The 16,178-nt window shown below is 74.8% G+C and carries 15 protein-coding genes; 7 read left to right on the top strand and 8 right to left on the bottom strand.

The annotated features are described in order from the left end of the window. The first annotated feature begins 8 nt into the window (after window positions 1-8). The 3 genes from ACZ514_RS08945 (at window position 9) to ACZ514_RS08935 (ending at window position 2,709) form a co-directional block, all read left to right on the top strand. Complete coding sequence (locus ACZ514_RS08945; protein WP_468166516.1) at window positions 9-1,016, top strand: aldo/keto reductase; 1,008 nt, start codon at window positions 9-11, stop codon at window positions 1,014-1,016. A gap of 182 nt (window positions 1,017-1,198) precedes the next feature. Beyond that, window positions 1,199-2,446, top strand: coding sequence for a PQQ-dependent sugar dehydrogenase (locus tag ACZ514_RS08940; RefSeq protein WP_469124415.1), 1,248 nt, complete (start codon window positions 1,199-1,201; stop codon window positions 2,444-2,446). Window positions 2,447-2,487: 41 nt separating this feature from the next. Continuing rightward, window positions 2,488-2,709 carry a DUF6191 domain-containing protein gene (locus ACZ514_RS08935; protein WP_468166512.1) on the top strand — a complete coding sequence of 74 codons (222 nt, stop codon included), beginning with the start codon at window positions 2,488-2,490 and terminating at the stop codon, window positions 2,707-2,709. On the opposite strand, the gene ACZ514_RS08930 is transcribed toward ACZ514_RS08935, so the two are convergent. The 6 genes from ACZ514_RS08930 to ACZ514_RS08905 form a co-directional block, all read right to left on the bottom strand. Next, window positions 2,706-5,762: a helix-turn-helix transcriptional regulator gene (locus ACZ514_RS08930; RefSeq protein ID WP_468166823.1), complete on the bottom strand. Its 3,057-nt coding sequence runs from the start codon at window positions 5,760-5,762 to the stop codon at window positions 2,706-2,708. The two genes, ACZ514_RS08935 and ACZ514_RS08930, sit on opposite strands and share 4 nt — an antisense overlap. An 81-nt stretch (window positions 5,763-5,843) precedes the next feature. Further along, complete coding sequence (locus ACZ514_RS08925) at window positions 5,844-6,041, bottom strand: hypothetical protein (protein WP_468166510.1); 198 nt, start codon at window positions 6,039-6,041, stop codon at window positions 5,844-5,846. Window positions 6,042-6,199: 158 nt separating this feature from the next. Then, window positions 6,200-6,841, bottom strand: a complete 642-nt coding sequence (locus ACZ514_RS08920; protein ID WP_469124414.1) for a hypothetical protein — start codon at window positions 6,839-6,841, stop codon at window positions 6,200-6,202. Between the two features lie 85 nt (window positions 6,842-6,926). After that, window positions 6,927-7,481, bottom strand: a complete 555-nt coding sequence (locus ACZ514_RS08915) for a GNAT family N-acetyltransferase (RefSeq protein ID WP_468695779.1) — start codon at window positions 7,479-7,481, stop codon at window positions 6,927-6,929. 27 nt (window positions 7,482-7,508) lie between these two features. Then, window positions 7,509-9,743, bottom strand: coding sequence for an MMPL family transporter (locus tag ACZ514_RS08910; RefSeq protein ID WP_469124413.1), 2,235 nt, complete (start codon window positions 9,741-9,743; stop codon window positions 7,509-7,511). Between the two features lie 207 nt (window positions 9,744-9,950). Beyond that, on the bottom strand, window positions 9,951-10,343 hold the full coding sequence (locus ACZ514_RS08905) for a cupin domain-containing protein (RefSeq protein WP_468695784.1): 393 nt from the start codon (window positions 10,341-10,343) through the stop codon (window positions 9,951-9,953). 59 nt (window positions 10,344-10,402) lie between these two features. On the opposite strand from ACZ514_RS08905, the gene ACZ514_RS08900 reads away from it, so the two are divergent. Together ACZ514_RS08900 and ACZ514_RS08895 are read left to right on the top strand one after the other, a co-directional pair. Continuing rightward, window positions 10,403-11,215 (top strand): GNAT family N-acetyltransferase, encoded by an 813-nt coding sequence (locus tag ACZ514_RS08900; protein ID WP_469124485.1) that lies wholly within the window; start codon window positions 10,403-10,405, stop codon window positions 11,213-11,215. A 116-nt stretch (window positions 11,216-11,331) separates the two neighbouring features. After that, window positions 11,332-11,841 (top strand): DinB family protein, encoded by a 510-nt coding sequence (locus ACZ514_RS08895; RefSeq protein ID WP_468166500.1) that lies wholly within the window; start codon window positions 11,332-11,334, stop codon window positions 11,839-11,841. 9 nt (window positions 11,842-11,850) lie between these two features. Here the strand turns inward: ACZ514_RS08895 and ACZ514_RS08890 are convergent, their stop codons facing one another. Continuing rightward, the gene (locus ACZ514_RS08890) at window positions 11,851-12,585 is read right to left on the bottom strand and encodes a siderophore-interacting protein (protein WP_469124412.1); all 735 of its coding nucleotides are present in this window, start codon (window positions 12,583-12,585) and stop codon (window positions 11,851-11,853) included. Between the two features lie 73 nt (window positions 12,586-12,658). Here ACZ514_RS08890 and ACZ514_RS08885 point away from each other — a divergent pair, with 73 nt between their 5' ends. Next, on the top strand, window positions 12,659-14,728 hold the full coding sequence (locus tag ACZ514_RS08885) for a penicillin acylase family protein (protein WP_469124411.1): 2,070 nt from the start codon (window positions 12,659-12,661) through the stop codon (window positions 14,726-14,728). Then, the gene (locus ACZ514_RS08880) at window positions 14,725-15,333 is read left to right on the top strand and encodes a GNAT family N-acetyltransferase (protein ID WP_469124410.1); all 609 of its coding nucleotides are present in this window, start codon (window positions 14,725-14,727) and stop codon (window positions 15,331-15,333) included. Before ACZ514_RS08885 ends, ACZ514_RS08880 begins: the two co-directional genes overlap by 4 nt. Window positions 15,334-15,393: 60 nt before the next feature. Here ACZ514_RS08880 and ACZ514_RS08875 read toward each other — a convergent pair whose 3' ends face one another. Then, a complete protein-coding gene (locus ACZ514_RS08875; protein ID WP_469124409.1) occupies window positions 15,394-16,056 on the bottom strand; it encodes a cysteine hydrolase family protein in 663 nt (220 codons plus the stop codon). Between the last annotated feature and the right edge of the window lie 122 nt (window positions 16,057-16,178).

Genomic DNA, 16,178 nt, shown 5'->3' with positions numbered 1-16,178 from the left:
ACGCAGGGGTGGAGCGCAGGTCGATCGGGTCGGGACCGCTGACGGTGGGAGCCATAGGGCTCGGCTGCATGCCGATGAGCTGGGCCTACGCGCCTTCGCGCCGGCGGGGCGAGGAATCGCTGCGCACCCTGCACACGGCGCTGGACCTGGGGGCGAACCTGCTGGACACGGCCGATCTGTACGGCCCGTTCACCAACGAGCTGGTGCTGGGCCGGGTGCTGCGGGAGCGGCGGGCCGAGGCCTTCGTCTCCGCCAAGGTGGGGCTGCGGGCGGGTGAGGGGCACGTGGTGGCCGACGGGCGGCCGGGGTACGTGCGGCGTGCGTGCGACGCCTCGCTGCGGCGGCTGCGGACCGATGTCATAGACCTCTACCAGCTGCACCGGGTGGATCCGGAGGTGCCCGTGGAGGAGACCTGGGGAGCCATGGCGGAGCTGGTGGGCGCGGGGAAGGTCCGGGCGCTGGGGTTCTGCGCGCTGGGCGCGGGGGCCGGGCCGGGTGCGGGGCGCCGGGGGGACCGCGGGTACCGCACGACCGTGCGGCAGCTGGAGCGGGTGCAGCAGGTGTTCCCGGTCACGGCGGTGCAGGCGGAGCTGTCGGTGTGGTCGCCGGAGGCGGCGTGGCAGCTGCTGCCGTGGTGCGCGGCCCGGGGGGTGGGTCTGCTGGCGGCGATGCCGCTGGGCAGTGGTTTCCTGACCGGGACGCTGACGCCGGGGCAGGGTTTCGAGGACGCGGACGTGCGTGCGCGCCACCCCCGGTTCACGGCGCACGCGATGGCCTCCAACCAGGTGCTGGTGGCGGGGCTGCGGCGGGTGGCCCGGCGGCGGGGGCCCGCGGTCACGGCGGCGCAGGTGGCGCTGGCCTGGGTGCTGGCGCAGGGCCCGCACGTGGTGCCGGTGCCGGGGGCGGAGCGGGCCGTGTGGGCGGCGGAGAACGCCGCGGCGGCCGAGGTGCGGCTCACGGCCGGGGAGCTGGCCGAGATAGCGGGGCTGCCGGCGGCGGTGGGAGCGTGGGACTAGCCGTCCCTTCCGGATCCTGCCGGCTTCCCCACATCCACTCGATCGGGTGTACGAGGGGTGGAACTTCGGAAGTGGCCGGGTCGGTTGAGTCATGTGAAGGGCAGGACTGGAGGACACACGGTTTGAGGACGGACGACTGAGGACGGACGGCTCGGGACGGACGGCCGGAGGGGAGCGGGACCATGCGGTACGGGCGGTTTCACGAGGGCGGGACGCGGGGCGCGGGAGCGGCGCCGGAGTACGGGGGCGGGCCCGCGCGGCGCCGGGGCGTGCTGGCGGCGCTCGCGCTGGCGGGGTGCGGTGCCCTGCTGGCGGGGGGCTGTTCCGCGCCGGGCGGTGAGCGGGCCGGGCCGGGCGGCTCTCCACCGGGCCCGCCGCCGACGGGAGCGGCGTCCTCCGGGGCCTCGGGCGGGCCGGAGGCGTCGGGGCCGCCGGCGAAGGGGGCGGTGACGGTGTCGGGGGAGGTGGCCAAGGGCCTGGACACCCCCTGGGGCGTGGCCCCGCTGCCCGGCGGGGACCTGCTGGTCGCCTCCCGGGACAAGGGCACCATCAGCCGGGTGCGGACGGACACGGGTGCGGTGACGCAGATCGGGAAGGTCCCCGGGGTGTCCCCGGGCGGGGAGGGCGGCCTGCTGGGCCTGGCGGTGTCCCCGTCCTTCGCTTCCGACCGGATGGTCTACGCGTACTTCACGACCGAGTCCGACAACCGCATCGCCCGGATGCGGTACGACGAGCAGAGACCGGCCGGGCAGCAACTGGGCGCGCCGGACACGGTGTTCCGGGGCATCCCCAAGGGGCTGATCCACAACGGCGGCCGGATCGCCTTCGGCCCGGACCGGATGCTCTACGCCGGCACGGGCGAGACCGGGGACACGTCGCTGGCGCAGGACCGGAGATCGCCGGGCGGGAAGATCCTGCGGATGACCCCGGACGGGCAGCCGGCGCAGGGCAATCCGGAAGCCGGATCCGTCGTCTACTCCTACGGGCACCGCAATGTGCAGGGCCTCGCCTGGGACGAGGACAAGCGGCTGTGGGCGTCCGAGTTCGGCCAGCGGACCTGGGACGAGCTGAACCTCGTCGAGCCGGGTGGCAACTACGGCTGGCCGGAGGCGGAGGGGAAGGCGGGCAAGGCCGGGTTCCGGGATCCGGTGGCGGTGTGGGAGCCGGGCGAGGCCTCGCCGAGCGGGATCGCCTGGGCGGAGGGCTCGATCTGGATGGCCGGGCTGAAGGGCGAGCGGCTGTGGCGGATCCCGCTGAAGGGAGCTGTCGCGGCGGCGCGGCCGGAGGCCTTCCTCCAGGGGAAGTACGGCCGGCTGCGCACGGTGGTGCCCCTCGGCGGGGACCGATTGCTGCTGGTGACGAGCGAAACGGACGGGCGCGGCTCGCCGGAAGCGGGCGACGACAGGATCCTGACACTGACGGTGCGGTGACCTGAACGGCTCCGGAAGGGGCGGAAGGCAGGGTGGGTGCGGTGTTCAACCTGATCGAGGAGCTGTTCAACCCGGGACGCAAGCACACGGACGAGGAGAAGAAGCGTCTGGAGCTGTCCCGGACCGACGTCACTGACGGCGATCCGGGACGGGGTCCCATAGACCTCGACTCCGGCAAGGTGCTCATACGCCCCGCCGCCGAGGCCGATGAGGACCCCGGCGGCGACGAGGCCCCCAAGGCCGACGAGGCCGGCAAGGACTAGAGGCGCCCGGCCGGTGCCGCCGGGGCGAGGGGCGTGGCGAAGAGGCGCAGCCGGTGGGCGAGGGCCGCGGCCTCGCCCCGGCTCGCGACGCCGAGCTTGGCCAGGATGTTCGAGACGTGCACGCTGGCCGTCTTCGGGGAGATGAAGAGTTCCTCCGCGATCCGGCGGTTGGTGCCGCCCGCCGCGACGAGGCGCAGGACGTCCCGTTCGCGGCTGGTCAGGCCCAGGGCCTCGAGGGGATCGGTGTCGGCGGCCGGTGCGGGCGGCCGGGACTCCTCGGCGGTCAGCGGGAGCCGGGCGCGCTGCGCGAGCAGGGCCAGGTCCTCGCGGAGCCGTCGGGCACCGAGCCGGTCGGCGGCGGCGTGGGCGTCGCGGAGCAGGTCGGCGGCCGTCTCGCGGTCGCCGCCGGAGACCAGCAGGGCCTCGGCGAGCCGGTGGCGGGCCCGGGCGAGCAGGTACGGGCGCTGGAGCGGTCGTACGGCCGCCTCGACCGCGGCCCAGTCGGCGACGGTGTCGCGGGCCTCGGCGCGCAGCAGCTCGGCCCGCAGGTACTCGGCGTGCGCGGTCCACAGGGGCACGGGGGTGGCCAGGGTCCGGGCGGCGGTACGCAGCACCTCCAGGGCGGCGCCCCTGCCGGCGTCGGCCGCCGGCAGGCCCCGGGCGTCGGCCTCGGCGGAGGCGGATGCCAGCAGCAGGGGCCAGGCGTAGCGGTGCTGGCCGAGCGGGAAGCCGTGGGCGACGGCGTCCGCGGTCTCGGCGCGGACGTCGGCTATCCGGCCCTCTCCGTCGGCCAGACCGATGGCCAGCCGGTAGAGCGGGAGCCGGTGCTGGGGCTGGCTGTCGTGGGTGCCGAAGTGGGTGTGGGCCGCGGCGAGTTGCTGGGCGGCCTCGGCGAGTTCTCCGCGGGCCAGGGCCAGGTAGGCCAGGCGCGCGGAGGCGGAGCCCCGGGGAGCGGCGCTCTGGCCGACGCGCAGGGTGCGGCGGGCGGCCTCGGCGGCCTCGTCCCAGCGGCCGAGGCTGTACAGGCTCTCCGCCATGTTCCCGCAGACCCAGGCCTCGGTGTCCAGGAGCCGGGACCTCCTGACGAGTTCGACCCCCTGTTCGGCCAGTTCCACCGCTTCGCGGGACCGGCCCATCGCTTCGAGCTGAGAGGTGATGTTGATGTGAGCGCGGCCCGCGACCACGGTGAACCCGAGGGCGGTGGCGCGGTCCTTGACCGCGTGGAGTTCGGCGAGGCCGGTGGTGCCGTCCCCGGAGTCGGTGAGCAGGCAGCCGTAGGTGATCCGGGCGTTGAGTTCGGTCTCCTCGGCGCCGATCATGCGGGCGTACTCCACGGCCCGTTCGGCCGCGGCGAGGTTGCCGGGGCCGGGGTTGTGGAGCATGCCCCAGCCCGCGGCCCGGACGAGGACGTCGGCGTGCACCTGGGACGGGGGCAGCCCCTTGACCAGTTCCTGGGCCTTGGCGATCTCGTGCCAGCCGTCGCCGCGGCCGAGGTTGGCGATGAGGCGGGAGCGTTCGGTCCAGAACCAGGCGGCGCGCAGCGGGTCGCCTCGGTCCTCGTCGAGGGTGCGCAGGGCCAGTTTGGTGAGCTTCAGGGCGCGTTCGCGTTCACCGCCGAAGCGGGCGGCGACGGTGGCCTCGGCGAGCAGGTCGAGCCGCTGGAGCGGGGTGGTGGCGGGGTCGCAGCCGCAGGGCGGGTAGACCTCGGTGTAGTCCGCGGGGCGCAGGTCGGCGCGTACCTCGTCGGGGACGCTGTCCCACAGGTCCATGGCCCGCTCGAGCAGGCTGAGCTGCTCGGAGTAGGCGTGCCGGCGGCGGGCGGTGACGGAGGCGGCGAGGACGGCGGGCAGCGCCTTGGCGGGCTCGTTGGCGGCGTACCAGTAGTGGGCCAGGCGGATGACCCGTTCCTCGGCGCGGACCAGGGACCCGTCGGCCTCCATGGCCTCGGCGTAGCGGCGGTTGACGCGGGCGCGCTCGCCGGGCAGCAGGTCGTCGCTGACGGCCTCGCGGACCAGCGAGTGGCGGAAGCGGTAGCCGTCGCCGTCGGCGGTGGCGAGGAGGATGTTGGCGCCGACGGCGGCCCGCAGGGCCTCGATCAGTTCGTCCTCGCCGAGCCGGACCACGGCGCGCAGCAGGGCGTACTCGACGGTGGAGCCGCCCTCGGCGACGACGCGCACCACGCGCTGGGCGGCGTCGGGCAGTACCTCGACGCGGACGAGCAGGAGGTCGCGAAGGGATTCGGTGAGCCCGGTGCGGCATCCGCTCTCCCGGGAGGCGACGAGTTCCTCGACGAAGAAGGCGTTGCCGTCGGAGCGGTCGAAGACGGAGTCGACGAAGCTCTCCTCCGGCTGCGAGGCGAGGATCCCGGCGAGCTGGCGGCGCACCTCGGCCCGGTTGAAGCGGGGCAGTTCGATGCGCTGGACGGTGCGGAGCCGGTCGAGTTCGGCGAGGAGCGGGCGCAGCGGGTGGCGGCGGTGGACGTCGTCGGCGCGGTAGGTCGCGACGAGGACGAGCCGGCCCCGGCCGAGCGTGCGGAAGAGGTAGGCGAGGAGGTGCCGGGTGGAGGTGTCCGCCCAGTGCAGGTCTTCCAGGACGAGGACGACGGTGCGGTCGGCCGCGAGCCGTTCCAGCATCCTGGCGGTCAGTTCGAAGAGCCGGGCGGTGCTCTCCTCGTCGTGGGGGCCCCGCGGGGTCTCGCCGAGTTCGGGGAGGATCCGGGCCAGTTCGTCCTCCTGGCCGGCGGCGGCTTCCGCCAGTTCGTCGGGGAGCAGGCGCAGGAGGGTGCGCAGGGCGGTGGAGAAGGGGGCGAAGGGAAGTCCCTCCGCCCCGATCTCCACACAGCCGCCGACGGCCACCACGGCGCCGCGGCGGGCGGCCTCCGTGAGGAACTCCTCGGTCAGGCGGGTCTTGCCGACCCCGGCCTCTCCCCCGATGAGCAGGGCCTGCGGCTCCTGGCCGGCGGCACGCGCCAGGGCGTCGACGAGTACGGCCAGTTCGTCGGCTCGGCCGACGAACACCGGGCTGACAGATCTGGTCTCCACGCCGCCGAGCATCGCACACGGGTCCGGTCCGGCGGCAGTCGTTATCGGTGCGTGCGTCATCTCGGGCCGTCCCCGGCGGTCCCGCGGCGCGGGTCAGGCGGCGCGGGTGAAGAGACCGCGGTGCCGTCTCACCGGCCTCTCGGATTCCTGGCCCCCGGAGGAGGCGCGGGAGGCCTTCTTGGCCTCCTGGGCGATCCGGTACCGGTCGGCCTCGCGGATGAGGTCGGCGCGGCGGGCGGTGGCGATCTCGTACTCGAACATCTCGTCTCCCTGGTCGCTCTTCTCGGGCACCTCGTTCGGTGTGGTCCGAGATTCGCGTCCCAGAGGGGTGCGGCACATGGGGCTGATGCCGCATCTGTGCGGTGCCGGGGTCCTTAGGCCGGGGCCCGGTGCCCCTGAGGAGGCCTGGGGCGGCCTAAGACCGGGAGGGAGATTCCGTAGGACAGTGCCTACTGGGCGGCCGTGGGGAGCGGGAAGAGCAGGTCGAAGTACATGAGGCCGAAGAGCAGGACCCCGATGAGGCCCAGGGCGACGGCGGCCCAGGAGACGGAGCGGACCCAGGCGGGGTGGACCCGGCCGGGGGCGCCGAAGGCCGGGCCGGCGAGGACGAGGACGGCGACGAGGAGGGCGAGGGTGGACAGGACGCCGTTGACGACGGCGGTCATGTGCCAGGCGTCGCCGTACAGGGCGGCGATCTTCTCCTTGGCGGTGGTCGCGCTCACCGATTCGATCTGGCCGATCAGCGTCTGGCGCTCGGCCGCGACGCGGGACACCCAACTGCCGCTGAGGGCGACGAGGCCCAGGCCGGCGGCGACGACCGCGGATGCGGCCGCCCCTACGCCGGTGCTCCGCTCGGGGACGTCCTCGCCGGTGTCGTCGCCGTCCTCGTCCTCGGCCGCCTCGTCCTCGGCGTCCTGGGCGGTGGCGGCGTCCCCGGCGGTGTCGGACGGCGTGCCGTCGAGGCCGGCGGCGGGCCCGGCGGCCGGCGTCCCGGCGGTGGCCGCCTCGTCCGGGGTGGCGGGGGTCGCCTTGTCCTCGGCGGTGTCCGCGCCGGGGGCGGCCGTCGGGGTGGGGGTCTTGGTGGTGTCCATGCCGGGCACCGTAGGCGGCGTTTCTGAGAGGTTCCTGAGAGGACGGCGGACACGGCGCCGGCGGCTAGGCCGGGCGGGCGGCGGCCTAGGCGGGGCGGGCGGCGGCCCATTCGGGGGCGAGGACGGCCCAGACCTCGGTGTCCTGGCGGACGCCCCGGTGGAGGTGGTTCTGCCGCATGACGCCGTCGCGGGTCAGTCCGAGGCGTTCGGCGAGGGCGATGCTCTTCTCGTTGCCGGAGGCCACGTGCCATTCCACGCGGTGCATGCCGCGCACCTCGAAGGCCCAGTCGATCAGGATGCGGCAGGCCGTGCCGACCAGGCCCCGCCCGGCCGCGGCGGGCTCCAGCCAGCAGCCGACCTCGCAGTTGCCGGCGGCGGCGTCGAATTCCCGGAAGAGGACCCCGCCGACGAGGGTGCCGCCGAGGCGGATGCCGTAGAGGCGGGCGCCGTCCCTGGCGGCCTCCTCCGCCTTGGAGCCGAGCAGGTGCCGCGCCGATGCGAGGTCGGTGACGCGGTCCGGGAGGCCGATGTACCGGCCGATGAACGCGCGGCCCCGGTCCATGTGCGCCAGGAACTCCTCGGCGTGCCATACCTCCAGCGGGAACAGCTGGGCGTCGTCGGCCAGTTCTCTCGCGAACATCTGTGCTTCCTTACGGCTCGTGACCGGTCAGCGGGACGGGCGGGCCGGTTCGGCGTGGTCCGCCTCCGGCCGCTGCGACGGAAGTGTCGCACGGGGAGCGGCGCGTTCCGGCGGCTCGATGCTGATGCGGGGCAGCCGGCGGTCCAGCCATGCGGGGATCCACCAGTTGGCGCCGCCGAGCAGGTGCATGAGCGCCGGGACGAGCAGGGTGCGCAGGACGAAGGCGTCGAGCGCGACGGCGGCGGCGAGCGCGATGCCGAACATCGCGATGAGCCGGTCACCGCTGAGCACGAAGGCCAGGAAGACGGAGATCATGATGACGGCCGCCGAGTTGATCACCCGGCTGGTCTCGGCGAGGCCCACACGGACGGCCCGCCGGTTGTCGCCGGTCTCCAGCCACTCCTCGTACATGCGGCTGACCAGGAAGACCTGGTAGTCCATGGACAGGCCGAAGAGCACCGACACCATGATCACCGGCAGGAAGGGCTCGATCGGCCCGGCGCTGCCCAGGCCCAGCCGTTCGCTCCCCCAGCCCCACTGGAAGACCACGACGACGACGCCGAAGGAGGAGGCGACGGCGGCGACGTTCATGGCGGCGGCCTTGAGCGGGATGCCGATGGACCGGAAGGCGAGCAGCAGCAGGACGCAGCCGAGGGCGATGACCACCCCCACGAAGAGCGGCAGCTTGCCGACGATCACCTCGGCGAAGTCGTCGTAGCCGGCCGTGACCCCGCCGACGTGGACGTCCATGGTGCTGCCGCGCCCGGCGCGCGGGATGACGTCCCGGCGCAGGGTGTCGACCAGCTCGCTCGTGGCGCGGGCTTGGGGGGCGGAGTCCGGTACGACGGTGAGGACGGCGGTGTCGCCGCTGCGGTTGAAGACGGCCGGGCCGGCGGAGGCGACTCCTCCGGTGGTGCGCAGGGCTTCCGTCAGCCGCTCGACGGCTATGCGGTCCCCGGCGCCGTCGAGCCGGGCGACGACGCTGAGCGGGCCGTTCGTACCGGGCCCGAACCCGTCCGCGAGCAGGTCGTAGGCCTTGCGGGTGGTGGAGGCGGCCGGGTTGTTGCCCTGGTCGGAGGTGCCGAGGTGGAGCGAGAGGGCCGGCAGCGCCAGCACCGCCATCACCAGGGTCGCGACCGCCCCCAGCAGGGTGGGGTGGCGCTCCACGAAGGCCGACCAGCGGGCGGCGAACCCGGTGGGCGGCTGGGGCCGGGGCCCCTGGGCGGCGAGCCAGCGCCGTTCGCGGCGCGAGAGGGCCCGCATGCCGATGTACGAGAGGAGGGCGGGCAGCAGGGTGACGGAGGCGGCGACCGTCAGGACGACGGTGAGGGACGCGGCGACGGCGACCCCGTCGAGGAAGTTCAGCCGCAGCACCAGCATGCCGAGCAGGGCGATGCAGACGGTGGCCCCGGCGAAGACGACGGCCCGGCCCGTGGTGGCGACGGCGTCCGCGGCGGCTTCCTCGACGGTGAGCCCCCGCGCCAGGCCCTTGCGGTGCCGGGTGACGATGAACAGGGCGTAGTCGATGCCGACGCCGAGGCCGACGAGGGTGCCGAGCATCGGGGCGAAGTCGGCGACGGGCATGGCGTGCCCGAGCAGGGTGATGCCGAAGTAGGCGCTGCCGACGCTGACGAGTGCGGTCGCGAGGGGCAGCAGGCTCGCGGCGAGGGAGCCGAAAGCGAGGAAGAGGACGACGGCGGCGATGCCCACGCCGATGACCTCGGCGAGGTGGGCGCTGGGCGCCTCGGTCAGGCCGATGGCGCGGCCGCCGAGTTCGACCTGGAGGCCGTCCGCCCGGGTGGCCGCGTTCTTCGCGGTGTCCACGACGGCCTTGGCCTGGGCCCGGGGTACGGAGTCGGCCTGCCGGTCGAAGGTGACCACCGCGTAGGCGGTGCGTCCGTCGCGGCTGATCTGCGCGGCGCCTGCGGGGCCGGGTGCGTAGGGGCTCGCGACCGAGGCCACTCCGGGCAGGGCGGCGACGGCGTCCAGGGCCCGGGTCATGCGCTGCTCCACGTCCGGGGCGCGTGCCGTCCGGTGGTCGGGGGCCCGCCACACGATGGTGTCGGTGTCGCCGCCCTGGTCGCGGAAGCCCTCGCGCAGCAGGGCGTGGGCCTTGGCGGACTCCGTGCCCGGGACTTCGTAGTCGTTGGAGAACGCGGTCCCGGCGGCCCCGGCGCCCGCGGCGGTCCCGCCGAGGGCGAGCAGCCAGATCAGGACGGTGACGAGTCGGTGCCGCAGGCACCACCGTGCGATTGCTGCCAACGGACGTGCTCCCTGGTGGTTCGGATCTTCAGCGGGAGGCAGCCCGGCGCAAAGAACTCGTGAACGCGTGAACTTGTGAAGGTTCGGCCGCGCAGTCCCGTCGCGGCCAGGGTGGTATACACCTGGATCGACACGATTCCAGCCTTTCGTGATCGTTGGCTGGTTTCGTGTGCATCGTCACAGACCGGGGGAGGTGCGGGACCCCGGTCAGTGGCGCTCGGGGGTGGACGGCTCGTCGGCCCGGTAGCCGGGGAGCGAGGGCCAGCGCACGGTGAGGACCACCGTGTCCTCCTCGGCGTACCAGGAGTGGTCGACCCCGCGCCCCCAGACCACGTAGTCCCCCTGCTCGGCGAGGACCACGGTGCGGCCGGGGAACTCCAGCCGGAACCGGCCGCTGATCAGCACCTGGAGGGCGGTGCGCCGTTCGCCGGTCACCCACCGCTCGCGTTCGTCCCCCTTGGGATGGACCCCCCACTTGATCTCGACGTCCTCGCTGTGGCGGGGATCGCCGGCGCTCTTGAAGTGGCCGAGGAGCCAGCCCCGGTCGGCGGCGGCGTCGGGGGTGGCCTTGCCGGTGTAGATGGCGGAGTCGTCGTTCACGGGCCGAGGTTAATGCAGTTGTACGCCCGCCCCGGCACTGGTCAGCTCATCCCATGAAGATGAACTCCGATGAACTGATGGCGGTGCGCGACCGCTACGACGCGCAGATGCGGCGCGACGCGCGGCCCGACGCCCCGCACGCGCGGGTGGAGCGGGTGGGCGCGGTCGTACGCCAGACCGTGCCCGGGCCCGGCTGGAACGGCGTGCTCTGGTCGGACCTCGACGGGGACACGGCGGACGCGGAGATCGCGGCGCAGGTGGCGCACTTCGCGGCGCGCGGGGAGGCCGGGGGCGGTCCGGAGTTCGAGTGGAAGCTGTACTCCCACGACCGCCCGGCCGACCTCGGGGACCGGCTGCGCGCGGCGGGGTTCGTACCGGAGCCGCCGGAGACCCTGCTGGTGGGGCGGACGGCCGAGCTGGCCGCCCTGCCGGTGGAGCCGCCGGAGGGGATCACCCTGCGGGTGGTGACGGACGAGGCCGGGGTGGACCTGATGATGGCGGTCCACCACCGGGCCTTCGGCACCGAGCGGCCCCGGATCCGGGAGCAGGTGCTCAGCCGGCTGCGGGACGAACCGGACACCATCGAGGCCGTCGTGGCGATGGCCGGGGACGTCCCGGTCAGCGCGGCGCGGATGGAGATGCGGCCGGGCTGCGCCTTCGCCGGCCTGTGGGGCGGCGGCACGGACCCGCGGTGGCGCGGCCGCGGCGTCTACCGCCTGCTGGTGGCCCACCGCGCGCGCGTGGCGGCCGCCCGGGACATCCCCTACCTCCAGGTGGACGCCTCGGACGACAGCCGCCCGATCCTGGAACGCCTGGGCTTCGGCGTCCTCGGCGTGACGACCCCGTACGTGTGGCGGGGTGACGGAGCCTGACCCCGGCCGCGTGCCGCCCCGTCCCGCCCCCGCGCCGCTTCCGGGGCGCCTCGCGGAGCGTGCGCCGCCGGGCGGGGGCCTTCCCCGCGGGCCCGGCGGCGGGAGAGGATCAGTGCATGCCGAACACAGAACGCGTCGGGCCGCCCCTGACCGGCGGGGAGCGCGAGACCCTGCGCGCCTACCTGGACTACCACCGGGCCACCCTCGCCCTGAAGTGCGAGGGCCTCGGTGACGAGGAGCTGCGCCGCCGGGCCTCACCGCCCTCCGCCCTGTCGCTGCTGGGCCTGGTCCGGCACATGGCCGAGGTGGAACGCCAGTGGTTCCGGCGCACGATCGGGGGCGCGGACGTCCCCCACCTGTGGTCCGACGACCATGACTTCCAGGCCGCGTACGACGCCGAAGGGGCCACCCGCGCCGAGGCGTTCGCCGCCTGGGAGGCGGAGGTGGAGCACTCCCGTGCCGTCGAGGCGGCCGCCGGGTCCCTGGAGGTGACGGCGTACGTCACCACGTGGGAGCAGGAGGCCTCGCTGCGCCTCGTGATGCTGCACATGATCCACGAGTACGCCCGCCACAACGGCCACGCCGACCTCCTCCGCGAGGCCGTCGACGGCACGGTCGGGGCGTAGTCGCGGGCCTCAGTCCGCGCGCCAGTACCCCAGGCTGTTCACGCGCTGCTTCGGCAGGCCCAGGTCCTTCCTCAGGTACGCCGTCAGGCTCCGGGTGGTCGCCGTGTCGCAGGCCAGCCAGACGTACGCGGAGGCCCGGTCCGGGCCCAGCAGCTCCGGCAGTTCGGCCCTCACCCGCCCGGCCAGCGCCGAACCGCCCCGCGCCACCCGCCGGACGTCGTGCCGGCCCGCGTCGGCGCGTACGGGCAGCCGCGCGTCGGAGGCGTGCTGGGTCTCGAGCCAGAGGGTGGCCGGGGTGTGCGGGTAGGCGTCCAGGAGGGAGTTGACGGCCGGGAGGGAGGCCGGGTCGCCGATCACCAGGAGCCGCTGCGGCTCGGGGTCCGGCGCCGTGAAGCCGGTGCCCTGGACGGTCGCCTCCAGGGTGTCCCCCGGCGCGGCCGAGCGCGCCCACCGGCTGGCCCGCCCGTCGTGCAGGGCGAACTCGAAGGCGAAGGTGCCGGTGGCCGGATCGGGGTCCACCAGGGTGTAGGCCCGCTGGTGCGGACGGCCGCCGCCCGGGAACCAGACCCGGACCCACATGGTCGGGTGCAGGGAGTCGCCGACGGCCGCCAGCAGCCCGCCGTCGTCGAAGCGGACCCTGCGGAAGTGCTCCGTGACGTCCTCCGCCCCCGTGACCGTGAAGGTGAAGTCCTTGCCGCGCAGCAGTTTGAGGACCACGCCCTCCCAGCCCTTGCCGACCGCCATGCCCGTCCCCTTCTCCCCGCCCTTATAGTTAGGCCAGCCTAACCTAAGGAACCCGGGGAAGAGTGTGAGCAGTGTGACTACAGGGGCCCACGAGGTCTACCGCGACAGCTGGGGCATCCCGCACCTGCGGGCCTCCGACCCGATCCGCCTCTCCTACGCACAGGGCCGCGTCACCGCCCTCGACCGGGCCTGGCAGCTCGAGGTCGAACGCCACCGCGCGCAGGGTTCCAGCGCCGCGTTCCTCGGCGCCGACTGCGTCGCCTGGGACCGCTTCGCCCGCCAGGCCCGCCTCGACGACACCGCCCGGCGCTGCCACGAGGCACTCGACCCCGCGACCGCCGCCTGGCTCGGCGCCTACGTCGACGGCGTCAACTCCGGGCTCGCCGAGGGCGCCGCCCGGGACGACCGCTTCGCCCGCACCGGTCACACACCGGTCCCCTGGGAGCCCTGGGTCCCGCTGTCCGTCTGGATCGCCACCCACGTCCTCTTCGCGGGATTCGCCACCAAGCTCTGGCGCGAGCGCGTCGCCCGCGCCCTCGGCGAGGGCGCCGCCACCCTCTTCGCGACGGACGGGCCCGGCACCGCCGGCAGCAACGGCTGGCTGGTCCCCGGCGACCGGACCGCCACCGGCGCGGCGATCATCGCGGGCGACCCGCACCGGTTCATCGAGGACCCGGGCGTCTACCAGCAGATACGCATCTCCTGCCCCGAGTACGACGTGCTCGGCCTCGCCGTCCCCGGCGTCCCCGGCCTCGCCCACTTCGGCCACACCGGCGGCGTCGCCTGGGCCATCACCAACGCCATGGCCGACTACCAGGACCTCTACGCCGAACGGCTGCGGCCCGCCGGCGACGGCCTGGAGGCGCTGGGCCCCGACGGCACGTGGGAGCCGGTCGCCCGCCACACCGAGACCCTCTCCGTGGCCGGCGCCGCCGACGTCGAGGTGGAGGTCCTGGAGACCGCGCGCGGGCCGGTCGTCGTCCGCGAGGACGCCCCCGGCCTGGTCCCCGACGGCGCCGACGCCCTCTCCCTGCGCTACCCGCCCCGCGTCCGCCGGGACCTCGGCTTCGCCGCGCTGCCCGCCCTGCTGCGCGCCCGCACCGTCGCCGACGTCGACCGCGCCCTCGACGGCTGGGCCGAGCCGGTCAACGTCGTCCACGCCGCCGACTCCGAGGGCGGCCTGCTGCACCGCGTCGCGGGGGCCGTGCCGTTGCGCGACGGCGCCAACCGGCTCCGGCCGGTGCCCGCCTGGGACGCCCGGCACGCCTGGCGGGGCTGGGCGCCCGCCCCCGCCGAACCGGTACAGGGCTTCGCGGTGATGGCGAACGCGCGCGGGATCGCCTCCCCCCTCGGTGTGGAGTTCGCGCCGCCGCACCGCGCCGACCGCATCCGGGAGCTGCTCAGCGGCTCGGCGGACTGGTCCCCGGAGGCCATGGCCGGCGTGCACGGTGACACCTACCTGGCCTCCGCCGCACCGCTGCTGGCGCTGCTGCCGGCCCTGGACGGCCTCTCCCCCGGGGCCCGCCGGCTCCGCGAACGGCTCCTCGCCTGGGACCGGCGCATGGACGCCGACAGCACCGACGCCGCCGTCTTCGCGGCCTTCCGCGCCGCGACCGTACGCCGTTTCACCGCCGACCCCGTCTTCGCCGGCCTGGCACCGGCCCCCTCCGGACCGGAGGTCTTCCACCCCTGGCTGCACCTCCTGCCCCGCGTCGGTTACGCGCTGGAGGGGCTGTTGACCACCACCCTCCTCCCCGGGCTCGACCGCGCCGCGCACGTGCGCGCGGCCCTGGAGGAGACGGCCGCCGCCGTCCCCGAGACCCCCTGGGGCCGGTCCCACGTCCTCGCCCCCTGGTCGGCGCTGCCGGACCCGGACGCCGAGTGGCCGGGGCTGGGCGGCGACCACGACTGCGTCAACGCCACGTCCTCCGTACCCGGTTTCACCGACCGTGCCGCCCGCGCCTCGGCCGCGCGCTACGTCTGGGACCTGGCACGCCGCGAGGACAGCCTGTGGGCGGTCCCGCTGGGCGCGGACGGCGTCCCCGGCTCCCCCCACCACCGCGACCAGCTGCCCCTCTGGGCACGCTGCGCACTCGTACCCGTCGTCACCGACTGGTCCCGCCTCACCAAGGAATCCGCATGAACACCGGCTCCGCCCCCGCCTCCACCCGTCAGCCCGTCCACACCCAGCACGTCGAGGGCTTCGGGACGGTCACCCTCACCCCCGTCGACCCCGCCGCCGACTCCGCGCTGATCCACCGCTGGGTCACCGAGGAGCGGGCGCGCTTCTGGGGCATGGGCGGCGCCGGCCGCGAACTGGTCCAGGAGATCTACGAGGACATCGACCGCCGCACCACCCACCACGCGTTCATGGTCGCCCGCGACGGCGAGCCGGTCGCGCTCTTCCAGACGTACGACTGCGCCGAGGACCGGGTCGGCGAGTGCTACGAGGTCCGGCCCGGGGACGTCGGCGTGCACCTGTTGATCGCCCCCAGCCAGGGGCCCGTCCGGCACGGTTTCACCGGGGCCCTGATGACGGCCTTCATCGGGTACGTGTTCTCCGACCCCGCCGCCCGGCGCGTCGTCGCCGAGCCGGACGCCCGCAACGCCAAGGCCATCGGACTGCTGGAGCGGACCGGGTTCGTGCTCGGCCCCGAGGTCGTACTGCCGGAGATCGACCTGCCCGAGGTCCGCCTCCCGGCGAAGCCGGCCCGCCTGGCCTTCCTCCGCGCGCCGGACGCCCGCTGAGGAACCGCGCCACCGGGGAGGCCCGTTGCGCCGGGTGCTCGGGGCCTCCCGTCGCGGTCGCTACGGAAGGTCGTCCGCCCCCGGCACCACCAGGCCGAAGAGGTCGGTGACCGTGGTCAGCGCGGCCGTCCGGAGAGCCCGCGCGGGCACGAGGGTGCCGTCCGGGGCGGTCAGGGCGCGGGTGGCGGTGGCCCCGGCGACCACCGTGGGCCGGTAGCCCAGGTGGAAGGCGCCCTCGGCGGTGAAGGTGACGCACATGTGCGTCATGAACCCGGCCAGCACCAGGTCCTTGCCGCTGTCCGCGCCGAAGCCGAGCCCGTTCAGGGTCTCCTCCAGTGCGGTGGCGTGGAAGGCGTTCGGAAAGCGCTTGACCACCACCGGCTCGCCCTCGGCCGGGGCGACCTCGTCGCTGATGGCGCCGATGTGGGCACGGATGTCGTACGGGGTGCCCTCGCCGCCGTCGTTGACGACGTGGACGACGGGGGCGCCGGCGGCGCGGGCGCGCTCCAGCAGCCGGGCTCCCTCCGCGAGCGCCTCCTCCGCGCCGTCCAGGGCCATCACGCCCGTGCGGTAGGTGTTCTGGAAGTCGATCATCACCAGGGCCGAGTCAGCCAGCCGGGGCGGCCGCCCGTCCAGTCCGCTCAGGGTGCGCAGGGTCGTGGAAGCCGTGCCCGTGCTCGCGCTGGTGTTCGTGCTGGCGCTGGTGTTCGTGTGCGTGCTCACGATCGGAAAACCTTTCATAGGGGGATGAAGGGGACGGATGACGGCAGCGCGGAGCCCGGGCCCTGTTCCTCGGACTGCTCGAACTCCGCGGAGCCCGGCGTCCACGACGCCTCGGACCGACG

The sequence above is a fragment of the Streptomyces sp. NPDC034086 genome, assembly GCF_055575515.1.
The sequence above is the reverse complement of the archived record's forward strand: the minus strand, read 5'-3'. Positions and strand labels throughout refer to the sequence as shown.